The organism is Vibrio sp. 1641 (assembly GCF_033339995.1).
Lineage (GTDB): Bacteria > Pseudomonadota > Gammaproteobacteria > Enterobacterales > Vibrionaceae > Vibrio > Vibrio alginolyticus.
Map to the genome: position 1 here is coordinate 235,151 of NZ_JAWOVP010000003.1, position 15,564 is coordinate 250,714.

The 15,564-nt window shown below is 43.8% G+C and carries 14 protein-coding genes; 2 read left to right on the forward strand and 12 right to left on the reverse strand.

Annotation, left to right across the window (positions count from 1 at the left end; translation table 11 throughout):
• Positions 1-31 precede the first annotated feature (31 nt).
• The gene (locus tag R7Z47_RS08935; RefSeq protein WP_005377901.1) at positions 32-913 is read left to right on the forward strand and encodes an AEC family transporter; all 882 of its coding nucleotides are present in this window, start codon (positions 32-34) and stop codon (positions 911-913) included.
• 213 nt (positions 914-1,126) lie between these two features.
• Here the strand turns inward: R7Z47_RS08935 and pheT are convergent, their stop codons facing one another.
• The 6 genes from pheT to R7Z47_RS08965 all read right to left on the reverse strand — a co-directional run bounded on the left by pheT (position 1,127) and on the right by R7Z47_RS08965 (position 10,138).
• On the reverse strand, positions 1,127-3,532 hold the full coding sequence (gene pheT, locus R7Z47_RS08940; protein ID WP_262606580.1) for a phenylalanine--tRNA ligase subunit beta: 2,406 nt from the start codon (positions 3,530-3,532) through the stop codon (positions 1,127-1,129).
• 18 nt (positions 3,533-3,550) lie between these two features.
• Positions 3,551-4,534: a phenylalanine--tRNA ligase subunit alpha gene (gene pheS, locus R7Z47_RS08945; RefSeq protein ID WP_005385470.1), complete on the reverse strand. Its 984-nt coding sequence runs from the start codon at positions 4,532-4,534 to the stop codon at positions 3,551-3,553.
• A 191-nt stretch (positions 4,535-4,725) separates the two neighbouring features.
• A complete protein-coding gene (locus R7Z47_RS08950; RefSeq protein WP_411913053.1) occupies positions 4,726-5,901 on the reverse strand; it encodes a hypothetical protein in 1,176 nt (391 codons plus the stop codon).
• A 10-nt stretch (positions 5,902-5,911) separates the two neighbouring features.
• On the reverse strand, positions 5,912-6,703 hold the full coding sequence (locus R7Z47_RS08955; protein WP_025766823.1) for an outer membrane lipoprotein-sorting protein: 792 nt from the start codon (positions 6,701-6,703) through the stop codon (positions 5,912-5,914).
• Positions 6,704-6,721: 18 nt separating this feature from the next.
• The gene (locus tag R7Z47_RS08960; RefSeq protein ID WP_318129999.1) at positions 6,722-9,100 is read right to left on the reverse strand and encodes an efflux RND transporter permease subunit; all 2,379 of its coding nucleotides are present in this window, start codon (positions 9,098-9,100) and stop codon (positions 6,722-6,724) included.
• Positions 9,101-9,349: 249 nt separating this feature from the next.
• Positions 9,350-10,138 (reverse strand): TetR/AcrR family transcriptional regulator, encoded by a 789-nt coding sequence (locus R7Z47_RS08965; protein WP_005377913.1) that lies wholly within the window; start codon positions 10,136-10,138, stop codon positions 9,350-9,352.
• Between the two features lie 270 nt (positions 10,139-10,408).
• On the opposite strand from R7Z47_RS08965, the gene R7Z47_RS08970 reads away from it, so the two are divergent.
• Positions 10,409-10,594 (forward strand): hypothetical protein, encoded by a 186-nt coding sequence (locus tag R7Z47_RS08970; protein WP_031780965.1) that lies wholly within the window; start codon positions 10,409-10,411, stop codon positions 10,592-10,594.
• Here the strand turns inward: R7Z47_RS08970 and R7Z47_RS08975 are convergent.
• The 6 genes from R7Z47_RS08975 to thrS form a co-directional block, all read right to left on the reverse strand.
• On the reverse strand, positions 10,587-11,396 hold the full coding sequence (locus tag R7Z47_RS08975) for a helix-turn-helix domain-containing protein (RefSeq protein WP_005385480.1): 810 nt from the start codon (positions 11,394-11,396) through the stop codon (positions 10,587-10,589). The two genes, R7Z47_RS08970 and R7Z47_RS08975, sit on opposite strands and share 8 nt — an antisense overlap.
• Before the next feature lie 366 nt (positions 11,397-11,762).
• Positions 11,763-12,080, reverse strand: coding sequence for a heavy metal-binding domain-containing protein (locus R7Z47_RS08980; RefSeq protein ID WP_005377919.1), 318 nt, complete (start codon positions 12,078-12,080; stop codon positions 11,763-11,765).
• 189 nt (positions 12,081-12,269) lie between these two features.
• Positions 12,270-12,623: a 50S ribosomal protein L20 gene (gene rplT / locus R7Z47_RS08985; protein WP_004727974.1), complete on the reverse strand. Its 354-nt coding sequence runs from the start codon at positions 12,621-12,623 to the stop codon at positions 12,270-12,272.
• Between the two features lie 40 nt (positions 12,624-12,663).
• Positions 12,664-12,858 carry a 50S ribosomal protein L35 gene (gene rpmI, locus R7Z47_RS08990; protein WP_005377932.1) on the reverse strand — a complete coding sequence of 65 codons (195 nt, stop codon included), beginning with the start codon at positions 12,856-12,858 and terminating at the stop codon, positions 12,664-12,666.
• A 121-nt stretch (positions 12,859-12,979) separates the two neighbouring features.
• Positions 12,980-13,531: a translation initiation factor IF-3 gene (gene infC, locus R7Z47_RS08995; RefSeq protein WP_080276913.1), complete on the reverse strand. Its 552-nt coding sequence runs from the start codon at positions 13,529-13,531 to the stop codon at positions 12,980-12,982.
• Between the two features lie 3 nt (positions 13,532-13,534).
• A complete protein-coding gene (gene thrS / locus R7Z47_RS09000) occupies positions 13,535-15,463 on the reverse strand; it encodes a threonine--tRNA ligase (RefSeq protein ID WP_005395892.1) in 1,929 nt (642 codons plus the stop codon).
• Positions 15,464-15,564: the final 101 nt, after the last annotated feature.

Below are 15,564 nucleotides of genomic sequence, written 5' to 3' on the forward strand. Positions count from 1 at the left end.
CATTAGCTTCTTACACTGCTTCTAGGCGACCATGATTAATCAAATCATAAATATTCTTTTCCCTGTTTTTGCTCTTGTCGGAGTTGGCTATTTGGTCGGTCGTTACATCAAGCCTGACTTTCGCCCAATAAACCGCATTAATATTGAGGTGTTTACGCCAGCACTGGTATTTTCGTCACTCGTTAGCATGCCGCTCGATTCAAATCAGGGGCCGCTTCTTTTGGCGGCAATTGTTGCGGTTTTAATTCCCGCACTACTCATGATCCCGGTATGTCGATGGACGTCACTCTCGTTTAAAACCTGGGCGCCACCACATATGTTTCGCAATAGCGGAAATCTAGCTATTCCTTTGTTTACCTATACGTTTGGAGAAATTGCGCTGTCGTCAGCAGTGCTTTTATTTGTCGTGTCAGCATGCTTGCATATCAGCTTAGGCGTAATGCTGCTTAGTCATGGCAACCCTTTTAAGCAAATAGTCAAGATGCCAATCTTTTTAGCAGCGTCGTTGGCTCTGTTTCTCAACGTGTCAAATGTGGGTGCATGGGCGCCTTTATACGAAGCCACTGCTCTACTTGGGCAAGCGGCCGTACCCGTGATGCTTTTATCTCTGGGGGCACAAATGTGTCATTTACGGTTGGACGGTTTAAAGATTGGTGTGTTGTGTACCGTGCAGTCACTGGCAACTGGTGCTGTCGCTTTTGCACTTATTTATTGGTTAATTCCCCTTCCAACGATGCAATTGCAAATGATGGTGCTCTTCACAATGCTGCCGCCAGCCGTCATGAATTACCTATTTGCGGAAAGGCTGAATATAGAACCCATGAAAGTGGCGTCAATGGTACTATTTGGCAACTTTTTCAGCATTCTTACGCTACCTCTTCTGCTTAGCTATACCCTCTCACTCGCTGCCTAACCGCCAACAAGCTATCGTTAGTGTGTATTAGCTGAAAAACAATACGTTCCTAATCTCGGGTAAGGGCCATCCCTAGTTTGGTCTAGTATTTTAAAGTAATGAGGGATGGTGCGAGCAGTAAGGAACTTGAACAACGATAAGGTAATCCTAAAAATAAAAAACCCTGCCAAACTGGCAGGGTTTTCATTTCTTAAGAAGATACGTTACGCGAGATTAGTCACGCAGAGACGCACCAAACTTCTCAGAAACGTGAGCAACGATAGCGTCAACCGCACCAGCGATATCTGCATCTTCAAGCGTACGCTCAAGTGACTGTAGAGTCAGAGCGATTGCTAGGCTCTTCTTACCATCTTCAACGCCTTTACCTACGTAAACGTCGAACAGTTTCGCATCTTTAAGGAACTCGCCACCTTGCTCTAGACAAGCGTTAACAATGTCACCAGATGCAACAGCTTCATCCACTACTACCGCGATATCACGACGGTTTGAAGGGAATTTAGAAAGTGCTACCGCTTCTGGGATCACTTTGCTGTTAATTGCAGACCATTCGATTTCGAATACGATAGTACGACCATTTAGACCGAACTTACGCTCAAGCTCAGGGTGAACGGTACCGATCACGCCCACTTCTTTGCCATCTACGATGATTGCCGCAGATTGACCTGGGTGAAGTGCTGGGTTAGCTTTTTTGCTTTCAGGTGACAGTGCAGCGAAAGAGTACGCTTTTTCGTTCGCAGATAGCTCTAGAATCGCTTCTAGATCGCCCTTAAGGTCGAAGAAATCAACCGTGTTAGTTTCGATATCCCAATGTTCTTCACCGCGAGTACCAGCAATAACACCTGCAAGCATAGGCTCTTGGCGCATGCCGTTTTCTGCAGTTTCACATGGGATGAAACGTAGGCCGTATTCGAATAGACGAACGCGTGGCTGTTGACGCTTCTGGTTGTGAACAACCGTGTTCAGCAGACCTTGGATAAGACCAAGACGCATTGCTGACATGTCTGCAGAAATTGGGTTTGGAAGCACTAGAGGCTCAACACCAGGTACAACTAGCTTTTGTTGCTCAGGCTCAACGAAGCTGTATGTAATTGCTTCGTGGTAACCACGGTCAACAAGAAGATCACGAACGCGTTTCAGTGGAAGATCCGCTTCAACGTGGTTGTGCATCTTAAGTGCTGCTGCTGGGTGTTGGTTAGGAATGTTGTCATAACCGTAGATACGGCCAACTTCTTCAATCAGGTCTTGCTCGATAGCGATATCGAAACGCCATGTTGGCGCTACTGCCATCCAACCTTCTTCTGAAGCTTCAACAGTCAAACCTAGACGCTCTAGGATTTCTACTACGTCGCTATCTGCAATGTGGTGACCTAGCAGGTTGTCTAGCTTAGTACGACGTAGAGCAACTTTGTTTGGCTTAGGTAAGTCTGCTTCAGACTCTACTGCAACAACAGGTGCTACTTCACCGCCACAAATTTCAACAAGAAGCTGTGTTGCACGCTCCATTGCGCTCACTTGTAGTGCGTAATCCACACCACGCTCAAAACGCATTGAAGAGTCAGTGTGCAGACCGTAGCTGCGTGCGCGACCACGGATGTGGTCAGGTGCAAAGAATGCACACTCTAGTAGAACGTCTTTAGTCTCAGTTGTTACACCAGACTCTTCACCACCAAAGATACCTGCGATTGCAAGTGCTTTGTTATGGTCAGCAACTACTAGTGTATCTGCGTTTAGTTCTGCTTCGTTGCCGTCAAGAAGCGTTAGCTTCTCACCTTGCTCAGCCATACGAACTACGATGCCACCTTCGATCTTCGCTAGATCGAATGCGTGCATTGGTTGGCCTTGCTCTAGAAGAACGTAGTTAGTGATGTCTACTACAGGGTCGATAGAGCGAATACCACAACGACGCAGTTTCTCTTGCATCCATAGTGGTGTTTCAGCTTGAACGTTTACGTTCTTAATAACACGACCTAGGTAACGAGGACACGCAGCAGGAGCTTTCACTTCGATAGACACTTTATCGTCGATTGAAGGGGCAACTGCTTCTACTAATGGCTCTGTCACGTCAGCACGGTTTAGTACGCCAACTTCACGAGCTAGACCACGAATGCTGAAACAGTCAGCGCGGTTTGCCGTTAGGTCTACGTCTACTGTTACGTCGTCTAGACCTAGGAATTCACGGAAATCGGTACCGACTACTGCGTCTTCTGCTAGTTCCATGATACCGTCTGACTCAACGTCGATACCTAGTTCAGTGAATGAACAAAGCATGCCGTGAGATGGCTGGCCACGTAGTTTCGCTTTTTTGATTTTGAAATCACCTGGAAGAACAGCACCAACTGTTGCTACTGCTACTTTCAGACCTTGGCGACAGTTAGGTGCGCCACAAACAATGTCTAGAAGCTCTTCTTCACCCACGTCAACTTTAGTTACGCGCAGTTTGTCTGCATCTGGGTGTTGACCACATTCAACAACGTGACCGACTTTAACGCCAGTAAAAGAACCTGCAACAGGAAGAACGTCGTCTACCTCTAGACCGGCCATTGTAATTTGGTGAGTTAGCTCGTCAGTAGTAACCGCAGGGTTTACCCACTCACGAAGCCATGATTCGCTGAATTTCATGTTGATGAGCCCTCTGGATTACTTGAACTGTTTTAGGAAACGAAGATCGTTCTCGAAGAACGCACGTAGGTCGTTCACGCCGTAACGAAGCATTGTTAGACGCTCAACACCCATACCGAATGCGAAACCAGAGTATTTTTCAGGATCGATACCTACGCTACGTAGCACGTTCGGGTGAACCATACCGCAGCCTAGCACTTCTAACCATTTACCGTTTTTGCCTTTCACGTCTACTTCAGCTGAAGGCTCAGTGAATGGGAAGTAAGATGGACGGAAACGTACTTCTACTTCTTCTTCGAAGAAGTTACATAGGAAATCGTGCAGGATGCCTTTCAGCTGAGCAAAGTTTACGTTCTCATCAACCAGCATGCCTTCCACTTGGTGGAACATTGGCGTGTGCGTTTGGTCGTAGTCGTTACGGTATACACGGCCTGGTGCAATAAAACGGAATGGTGGTTTACCATTTTCCATCGTACGGATCTGTACGCCTGACGTATGAGTACGAAGCATCAAGTCTGGGTTGAAGAAGAAAGTATCGTGGTCAGTACGCGCTGGGTGATCAGCTGCGATGTTTAGCGCATCGAAGTTGTGGAATGCATCTTCGATCTCTGGGCCAGCCTCGGTGTTAAAACCAAGTTCGCCAAAGAACTTCTCAATACGCTCTACAGTACGAGTTACTGGGTGTAAACCACCGTTTTCAATACGACGACCTGGTAGTGTTACGTCGATTGTTTCTGCTGCTAGTTTCGCTTCAAGCTCAGCACGTTGTAGTGCATCTTTACGAGCTGCGATAGCTTGCTGAACGACGCCTTTCGCTTTGTTGATCTCTTGACCAGCTTCACGGCGTTCTTCTGGTGGTAGTTTGCCTAGGCTTTGAAGTTGAGCAGTTAGCTCACCTTTTTTACCCAGATACTGAACACGCACTTCATCAAGTGCGACTAGCGATTCGGCAGCTTCAATTGCAGTGCTCGCGCTAGCAATGATCTCTTCTAGATGTTGCATCGTTTCCTCATCTACCTGTAGGTAGTGTCCATAAGGGAGTGATTGGTTTTTTGATAGCTGTACATAGTAGCCAAACCGGGCACCAATGCCAAATTGAATTACGAAAAGAAGAGGTTATTGAATAAAAAGAGCACAAAAACGTCAAAAATGTCATCTTTAGTTAATCTGCCGTTTAGTTGCGCCCTTTTGTTTTAGAAATAGTATTGAATAGATAGCTCGATAAAATCGTCATCTCTAGCGAAGTAGAGCAAATCATTTGGTGTTTCATTTTTAAACAACCAAGCATCAATTTGCCACTTAACGTGATTCGATATTCGGCTCGATGCTTCTAACTTAGCATTGTAAACATCATCGTTATCTAAATCCTTCGTGATTCCCGTCAATACTTCCGTTCCGTCCTCATCATTGAGCGCCCAACGAATACCTGCAAACACATCATTTTGACCGATAGTTTGTGCGTTGTTCCCACGACTGTCATAGAGGTACTCACCAATAACCCCCACATCCCAAACCGTGTCAAATGCACCGACGAAGGTATACTCAAAACCCGTCACAAGACCGACATGATTATCAGCACTATCTCGATAAATACTTTCCAGTTTCCATAACCAATCGCCAACGATTCCTTGCACATCCAGACCGACATGACTCATCAGAGCGTAGTAAGGCTTTAATTCTCCGTACTCAAAACGAAAGTAAGGATCCCGGTTTGTTCCATATAAATAGCTTAGGCCTACGTCCCAATCGCCAAGCATTTTCGAATATCGAAAAGCCACATCTACGTGCTTCTCTTCTCTGCTTGATTCATAGATAGCATCATCAGAGACAACGGGTTCGGTTCGCAAGCGGCCATCTGTACCCGCAAACGTTCGCTCCCTAAAGTAAGGTAACAACATTGCGTGGACGGTGCCCCAGTCTTTGAAAGAGGTAAAATGTAACATCGGCTGACCGAGTTTATCTTCACCATCGACAGCTTCAATGGCATCTGTTTGGTTTACTACATCAACTAAATGGGCTGATTCAGTCACTCCCCAAAAGACCTTACTAATCCCAACTCGAAGCTCATATTCATCCCAATAAGTCAGATAAAGTGCCTCTCGTATGTCGCCATGACTTCGCTCATCGTCTAGACCATCCAGACGATAGAAAGGTGTGAAAGTAAAGTTTGCATCACCATTTTGCATCTCCCAGTAAAATTCTGGCTGCAAAACCAATGACGTTTGCGCTTTGCTCTGACCCTGAGAGCCCGTTTCAAAAAACTGACGATGCTCAATATTGACTTGTCCTGCGAGCTCGACGGCAGTCAGAGGCATCGAGTAAAAAAAGGCTGCTGCACTAAGCAACAACCCAGCATTTAATCGCTTCATTTTTCCTCCACTACCTCACTCGCTTCAACACATTCTTATGAAAGTCATTGTCTTGTAATCCAGTGTTAAAACGCATTTCGCTAGTCGTTAGCTCAGTACTTTTTCCTGTTTGATGGTTTGTCATCGCCATAGTGTGCGCTCGCCAATATTGGTTGAGATATTGCTTGTAATCGGAAAAAGAAAGCGTTTTTAACAAAGAGCCTTTGCGGTCGTAAAACTCAACTTTAAGTGGACGATAATGCGCTTTATCTAACCACACCGTTTGCTTGGTATAACCTGAGTTCTTATCGGTCGGAATTTGCTCTACGACGAAAACATCTTGCCCGTTTATGCTGTCATCTTTTAGGTAGTTGAAACGGTATTTTTCAATCTCAAAGGAACTGAGATCCTCATACGCGAATTCACTGCCCATAAAAGGACCTGATTTGTTACGCGACGAAATACGTTTCACACGTTTCAGTGCAGGAAGGTAAAGCCATTGGTCATCGGCACCCACCGTATGAGAATGGTTGAGAAACGCCGTGCCTTTTACATCTCTCGGTTCATCAAATATCGTGAGCCCTTTGTCACCATCGCCATCAACTTCGAGTGATTGTAAGCGCATTAAACGTGTGCTGCTTTCTCCTTGCGCGTTTCGCAGAATCATTTGCATCGTAGCAACAGAATCCCCCCACCCTTCATCACGGGCTTTGCGCTCTTGGGCAATTTCTAGTCCTTTGGCTTCATCCGCCAACACCGCATGACTCATAATAAGCGAGACAGAAAGTACTGATACTTTTAAGGCATTTTTTACTAAATTCATGTTCGATCCTTTAATTCGTTATGACTGAGTAACAGTCTTGGTTTGAGAGCCAGTTGATTTAAGCTTATTTCGGCGCTCCACCTCGTCGTAAACGCCTTTGTCAAACAACATCAGTAGAGTCGGTAGGAAGATGAAATCCACAACAAGGGCAATAAAGATGACAATGGCACTCAGCTGTCCCATATCGGCATTTAAACGGAAGCTCGACATCGCCAGAACAGAGAAACCAGCAACAAGCACGACCGTCGTAATCCAAAGTGCGCGCCCCACGGTACGAAAGGCGTAGCGAACCGCTTGCTCCGCACTGTGGCCATCTTTACGAGCGTGTTGATATTTAGAAAGAAAGTGAACGGCGTCATCGACAACAACACCAAGCGTTAATGTCACAACGACAGACAATCCCAAGTTAATCTCGCCAGAAACCAGCGCCCAAATACCAAAACCAATAAGCGCAGGAGCAATATTCGGGACAAGACTAATTAAGCCAAGCTTGAACGAACGCAAGGCAAAGATCAGTAATGCAGAGATTAAGACAAGAGTAATGGGCAAGGTTGACAGCATGCTGGCCATATTCGTTTCACCAATATGCGCAAACATCAATGAAGGACTAGACGCAACAACATCATATTGAGGCGCGTTTTCGTTAAACCATTGGTAAATGCGATTTTCCAAATCAACAAGCTCGACGCTGCCCAAGTTCTCCACGGTGAGAACCATCTTGATCGACGACTTATCTACATTGATTTGGTTGTTCAAATCTAAACCATACGGTAGTGACATTTCATAAAGCAGCAGATATTGAGCCGCTAATTCTCTGTCTTGAGGGAGCGAGTAATAAGCCTGATCATCTCCATGCATGTTCTTGTTTAGGCGCTTATAAACATCGCTCAAGGTCGCAACATGGTCCGTTTCTGGCTGCAACCTTAGCCAGTCAGTAAATTTACCCACGTAATTGAGAAAATTAGGATCGGCAATGCCCTGCGATTCGTTGGTTTTTATCGCGATACTGATGTTCGCCATGCCACTGATTCGCTCTTCCATAAAATCAGCCGCTCGGCGAAATTCATTGCTATGGCCAAAGTACTCGACGGATTCATCATTGACTTTGTTCAGCGGAATCAAGCTCGCACTCGCGACAATAACAAGCACCGACAACGGCAATAACGCATGTCGCTTTGACACCACGAAATCTCCTAAATGATCCATAAAGTGCTTTCTTTCATCAGAAGTATCCGACTTAACCGTAACCGGAAGGATATTAAGCAAGGCGGGAAGTAACGTGATGGAAAGGAAACAAGCAACCATGACGCCAAGGGCTGATAGGTTGCCGAAATCTCTCAGGATTGGAGAATCCGACATATTCATCATTAAAAAGCCGATCGCGGTGGTAATGGAGGTAATCAAGATAGGCATGAAATTGAGCGCAATACTTCGCTCAATAGAGTGGGCTTTACTAAAGCCGTTTTGCATAGACTGACGCATTGTCGCGATGATGTGTACACAGTCTGCGACGGCAAGCGTCATCACCAAGGTAGGCACATTAACAGTCGCCGTGCTTAAGAACATACCAGCCCATCCTGACAAGCCCATTGTAACCATAACCGAGCCGATAATAACGATGAGCGTCGCGATGACGCTAAGCAATGAGCGCAACATGATGGTCAGAAACACCAATATCACTAGTAACATAGTAGGCACTAATGTTGCGCTATCATCTTGGGCTGCGGTCATAAACGCGTAGTTCATTGCAATAATACCAGCCTTGTGGAATTCGGTGTCTGGGTACACTTGCTGATAACGCTCAATCATTCCGTTTATGTAAGCAACCACCTCTTGTACTTCAGCAGTTTTATCTATTTCAGGGAGTTGGACCGTAATGTTTACGACCGTGACATCTCCTTTTTCAGAAATCAGTGAACTTTTCAAAACCGGCTCACTCAACGCAATACTTTTGACTTTCTCTATTCGTTGAGGTGTCAATTCATATTCGCTATACAGTAAGTCTTCGACAAGAAGATCATCTTCAAACGCTTCGGTATGCTGGTAGTTGGCGAGGGAATCAACGCGGGTGGAGTATGGAACTTGCCACGCCTCGTCAGTGATCTGCTGAATAAGAGATAATGTGCTAGGAGTAAAAACAGTGCCGCTCTTTGGCGCTATAACCAAAGCAAGACTGTCAGATTTTGCAAAGGTGGTTTGAATTTCATCAAACGCAAGTAACTGCTCATTTGTTCCATCAAAGAAGATGTCGTAATCTCCTCTAAAGTAAAGATTTTTTCCTCCAATAGTTGCTATGACAATCAATAAAACGGTAGCAAGCATCACCAATACACTGTAATTCGTTGGTAGCTTACCCCACCCTGAACGGGCGTATTGTTGAACGTTGTGATGTGGCATCACACTCTCCTTTTGTGACGTTTCGTCAAATTTAAAAACTAAAAAAACAGCAAATGCTGTAAATAACCAGACAAACTCGACATGCAAACTTTAGATCGAATGAATTTGGCTACATAAGTCAGTTTTTAGTAACTTCCTATGCTTCTCGTGATCATTGGCTGAACGCCAACCCTCGAGATTTAATGACGATTCGTCACAATAGTGCGATAAAAAAGCCAACCATAACGTCAGATTGGCCTTTCCAGTTTATTAGCGATTCACTGACTCTAAATAAGCAAGCTCTTCACTAAATAACTCCTGCTCCACTCGACGCCAGGTTTTACGGTAGTCCCATTCTGTAGATAAAGGCGACCAACCTAAACCATCAAGTAACATATTCGCGTTGTGCAGTACTGAGAATGGGTCTTGAATTCGCTGAATACATCGACTGTTCGATGCATTTTGCGCCAAAGCGTTTGAACCGAATGCAATAGACCAGTTGGCGAATACAATAGCATCAGAACCAATTGCGGGAGAAAACTTAAGATCACCACATTCTACCGCATTGTTCACCAGCGCATCAGCACCATCTATTACTTGTTCTTCCAAGTTATTCAGTTCATTCACACGTTTAGGCGAAGCCTTCTCTAAAACCCAAGGCGTCTTTGCAACAATCGCACAAGTTGATAGTACTGGCTCCATACGAGCGTAAATACGATAACCTACATGCATCGCAATGATTTTTTCTCTGGTATTGCCATTAAATTTGGCGGTACGTTCGAAAAATATTGCTTCGCTTTTCAGCGAATGAATACAAAGCGCAAGAATCACATCTTCTTTGCTGCAAAAATGATTGTAGATCGTCCCTTTAGAATAAGGGCTTGACGCTGTAAGCTTGTCCATCGTTAAGTTGGCAAAGCCTTGCTCTTGAACTAAAGACTTAGCCAATTGAATAAGCTCTATCTCACGATCAGCAATCGCCTGTTGCTTTTTTGTTAGCCCTGAAGACACACGACATCCGTCTTGCTTGCTATATTTTTTACAGCGAAAGTTAAACATAATCCTTTGATCCGTATACCAACACACTCCCAATAATTGTAACACGATTCTTTAATACAGGAACGCAACTAAAGTTGACGAACCGTCATAAATGACACTTCGTCATAATAGATCAAAAAACAAACATTTCAAGTATGAATTTATAATTAGAAGATAAATAGCTACCAATTATGCATACCCAAGTAGCTACAGGATGCTTGGTTCAACGAGAATGGTTTCTTTGTAGAAGAAGCGAGAGAGGCTTTGGGAGGAACAACGAAGGAAATCAGCATGTTAAAAATAACGAAAGTAGATGCTGAACAGGTATTATTCGAAATAAGCCCAACACACTTTAAGTCTGAATTAAGAGCAAACACCGCTGAATGCCCTACTTACAAAGTATTTGCTGTCTTAGGCTTTTTCTTTTGCAACGCCCTTTCAGAAACTCTCTTCAAAAAAGGCTCAAAATCTATATAGATAGGCTTGGCTTATCACCTGCAGCTGCGATGGCATAACGAATATCATCAATAAATCGCCCCTCTGTCTCAATAATGCCGTCAGAGAATGTGACTGGCTGATGTGGCCCAGCAAGTAGAACAATATTAGTAAAATCAGAGACATTAAAGTTCTCTGCTACAACATTTTTGGAATGAAAATCAATGACGGTCTTTGCAACTTGATCTTCCAGTAACAAAAGCTGTTCTTCAGTAATTTTCATACGCGCCAAAGCAACGCGAACACACTTATCGTGGGTAGTCGTCTGCTCTTTTATGATTTCGGTATATTTGTCGTTGAGCTTGGAGTTCTCTGCATAGCTATAATATAAAGGCCCGTGCAGCGTTATATTTTTATCTTCATCAACGTAAACGAGATCCAACAACTCTAATGCTTTTAAGTAATCAGACATGCTCTGCTCAGACAAGTCATACTTTTTCTTTAAAATAGAATAACCGTCTTTACCTCGAAGCATTCTCAATTCACGATAAAAGTCGTAAAGGTGAGGGAATTGAAAGAATACCTCATCCTGCGTACGACTAAAGTAATCCTCGTCTTCACCTTGCAATTGATTTGCGAGCTTTTGTAGTTCATCTAACGTGCAATCAACCGCTCTACAATATTCCAGCAACTTATCTAAAGCGAGATTCGTGCTTGTAAGATGTCTCTTAAAGGTAGATAGTGGCATACCCATTTTCTCAGATAGCTCTCGATATGTTAGCCCTTTTGTTTTAATCGCTTGGCGTAATGCGGCTAGCAAGTATTCGGGAGTCAGATCTCTCATCTACAATTCCTTTTGGCAATGTTACAGCTGTATAGTATTTGTAACAATTTAGAACCGCTTGGCAAGGTATAAGTTCATATTTTTATAAGAAAAACATGAATTAATATACTGAAAGGAGAATTCACACAACAAATGAAAAATTCAATATGAATTCAATTTCATTATAGGTATAAAATAATATGCAAAATAAAAGTAAAGCAATCACTCTAAATTATCGTGATTAATTTTAATAGTAACGTAAAGTTGAGAATATAAATCCATTAGCTCTGCAAAAATCTAGAATAATTAACCTAAAAGGAACAGAACGGTAAATGCATAATAATTCACCGCTCTCTATTAGCATTTTTGCAATGCTATTCAAGTAGACTAGTCCGCTAGTTTCACTGCAGTACCAAATGCCAAAATTTCCGAAGAACCATCTACGATTGAGCTTGTGGTAAATCGAATCCCTACAATTGCATCGGCACCTTTAGATTCAGCGTCCGCCACCATGCGCTGTATAGCAATATCACGCGCGTCGGTCATCATTTCCGTGTAACCACGAATTTCGCCGCCAACAATGCTCTTGATACCCGCCATGAGGTCACGGCCAATATGCTTTGATTGAACAACATTACCAGTTACAACCCCTCTGATTTCAGAGATCTGCTTGCCAGGAATGCTTTCGGTCGTTGTGTAGATCATTTTTAATCCCTTATAAACGTAAAAATTTATACCCAAGCTACCTTATAACTAACATAAGATGCTAACCAATAAATTGAGAAGACTGATAAACAATACTCTAAATAGCCAAGCTAAAAGTCATTTGGGTATAAATTTTAGCAATAAAAAAGGAGAGCTAATGCTCTCCTTCTCTTAATCCTAAACTGTTAATTAAAGAGCAGCTTTCGCTTTTTCAACTAGAACTGCAAATGCAGCTTTGTCGAATACTGCGATGTCCGCAAGGATCTTACGGTCGATCTCGATAGATGCTTTCTTAAGACCGTTGATGAAACGGCTGTAAGATAGACCATTTTGACGAGATGCCGCATTGATACGTGCAATCCATAGTTGACGGAATTGACGTTTCTTAGCGCGACGGTCACGGTAAGCGTATTGACCAGCTTTAGTAACTGCTTGGAAAGCTACGCGGTAAACACGTGAACGCGCACCGTAGTAACCTTTAGCTTGTTTTAGAACTTTCTTATGACGTGCACGAGCTTGTACACCACGTTTTACGCGAGGCATTATGCTTCTCCTAAACTAAACGATTGATAACTAAAAAGAATTAAGCGTATGGCAACATACGGATTACTGCAGCCACTTCACATTTTGGAAGGATTGCATTCGGACGTAGTTGACGCTTGTTCTTAGTAGTACGCTTAGTCAGGATGTGACGTTTTGTAGCGTGCTTGTACTTAATACCACCAGCAGTTTTCTTAAAACGCTTAGCAGCACCTTTGTTGGTTTTCATCTTAGGCATGATGAATAACTCCGCATTGAGTAGGTTTAATAAACAACGTAATTAGGGCGAACAAAACCCAGCCGTTATGCCTTTATCGAAAGGAAAGCGGCTAGGTTTTAATTACTTGATGAGCCGTTAATTACTTCTTTTTAGGGGCTAGCACCATGATCATCTGGCGACCTTCAATCTTCTTAGGGAAAGATTCAACTACAGCAATTTCTGCAGTATCTTCCTTAAGACGATTTAGAACGTCAACACCGATGTCTTGGTGTGCCATCTCTCGGCCACGGAAGCGAATTGTTACTTTCACTTTGTTGCCTTCTTCAAGGAAACGCGTCAGGTTGCGTAGTTTTACCTGATAGTCTCCAATATCAGTTCCAGGACGGAATTTTACTTCCTTGATCTGGACCTGCTTTTGCTTCTTCTTCTGCTCTTTAGCAGTTTTGCTCTTCTCGAAGAGGAACTTACCATAGTCCATCACACGACAAACAGGTGGCTCGGCGTTAGGACTGATCTCAACGAGATCCATACCAGCTTCTTCAGCAGCTGCAATGGCTTCTTGAATCGATACAACACCAACTGATTCACCGTCAGCGCCTGTTAGTCGAACTTCACGAATACCACGAATTTCACCGTTGATACGGTGCGGGTTTTGTTTTACCGGCTGTTGGCCACGTCTTCCGCCTTTAATAGCTTATTCCTCCAGATTGAGCTTACGGCTAGAGATCTCGTCTTGGATGTATGCAATAAAATCATCCACTTTAAATTTACCAAGATCTTTACCTTTACGAGTACGCACTGCAATTTCGCCAGCTTCCATTTCTTGGTCACCAACAACAAGCATATACGGTACACGCTTCAAAGTATGTTCGCGGATTTTAAAGCCAATCTTCTCATTTCTCAAGTCCGCTTTAGCTCTAATTCCACTTTTTTGTAGTTTTTGTACTATTTCTTGAACATAACCTGACTGTTTATCAGTAATGTTCATAAGAACTGCTTGTTCTGGCGCCAACCAAGTTGGGAAGAAACCAGCATATTCTTCGATAAGGATACCGATGAAGCGCTCTAGTGAACCTAGAATCGCACGGTGAATCATTACCGGTACAAGACGTTCATTGTTTTCACCTACATAAGTTGCACCTAAGCGACCTGGTAGGTTGAAGTCTAGCTGGACAGTACCACACTGCCACGCACGGTCTAGACAATCGTATAGTGTGAATTCAATCTTAGGACCGTAGAACGCACCCTCGCCTTCTTGAATTTCGTATGGAATATCCATCGATTCAAGAGACTGCTTCAATGCTTCTTCAGATTGATCCCAGATTTCATCTGAACCTACACGTTTCTCTGGACGAGTAGACAGTTTCACTACGATGTTGTCGAAACCAAATGTTTGGTACGTATCGTACACCATCTTGATACAGTTTGTTACTTCTTCTTGAATTTGGCTCTCAGTACAGAAAATGTGAGCGTCATCCTGAGTAAAGCCACGTACACGCATAATACCGTGTAGTGCACCAGATGGTTCGTTACGGTGACATGAGCCAAACTCAGCCATACGTAGCGGTAGGTCGCGGTACGATTTTAGACCTTGGTTGAAGATCTGTACGTGACCTGGACAGTTCATTGGCTTAATCGCGTATTCACGGTTCTCAGAAGAAGTTGTGAACATTGCATCAGCGTATTTGTCCCAGTGCCCAGAGCGTTCCCAAAGAACACGGTCCATCATAAGTGGACCTTTCACTTCTTGGTAACCGTACTCATCTAGCTTAGCGCGGATGAATACTTCTAGATCACGGAAGATAGACCAACCATTGTGATGCCAGAACACCATACCCGGTGCTTCTTGCTGCATGTGGAATAGGTCTAGTTGCTTACCAATCTTACGGTGATCACGCTTCGCCGCTTCTTCTAGGCGAGTTAGGTGCGCTTTCAGTGCTTTCTTGTCGTGGAAAGCCGTACCGTAGATACGTTGAAGCATTTTGTTGTCGCTGTTACCACGCCAGTAAGCACCTGCAACATTCAGCAAAGTGAAGTGTTGACAGAAGCTCATGTTAGGAACGTGAGGACCACGACACATGTCGATGTATTCTTCATGGTGGTAAAGGCCTGGACGATCATCACGAGATACGTTTTCGTCTAGGATTTCCACTTTGTATGGTTCGCCACGTGATTCAAACGTATCACGCGCTTCCTGCCAGCTTACTTTTTTCTTAACCACTTCGTACTTGGTTTTCGCTAGCTCTTTCATACGCTTTTCAATCTTTTCAAGATCTTCTTGCGTTAGAGATTCGTCTAAGTCGATATCGTAGTAGAAGCCATTGTCGATGGTTGGACCGATCGCCATTTTAGCTTGAGGGTAAAGCTGCTTAAGAGCGTGACCAAGAAGGTGAGCACAAGAGTGACGAACGATTTCTAGACCGTCTACTTCATCTTTAACTGTGATGATTTCAAGGCTTGCGTCTTCTTCAATTAGATCACACGCATCAACGCGGTTACCGTTTACACGACCAGCGATAGTTGCTTTTGCAAGACCAGGACCGATCGATTGCGCAACTTCCATAGTAGAAACTGGGTTGTCAAATTGACGCTGACTGCCGTCAGGAAGAGTAATAATAGGCATGCTATGTCCTTTACAGTGGTGTTGCACACCAAGCAACACATGTTATTCAAATTAGAAGCTATTTGTTGAAAATAGTTGAGAGTCAATAAAGGCCTCTCGGT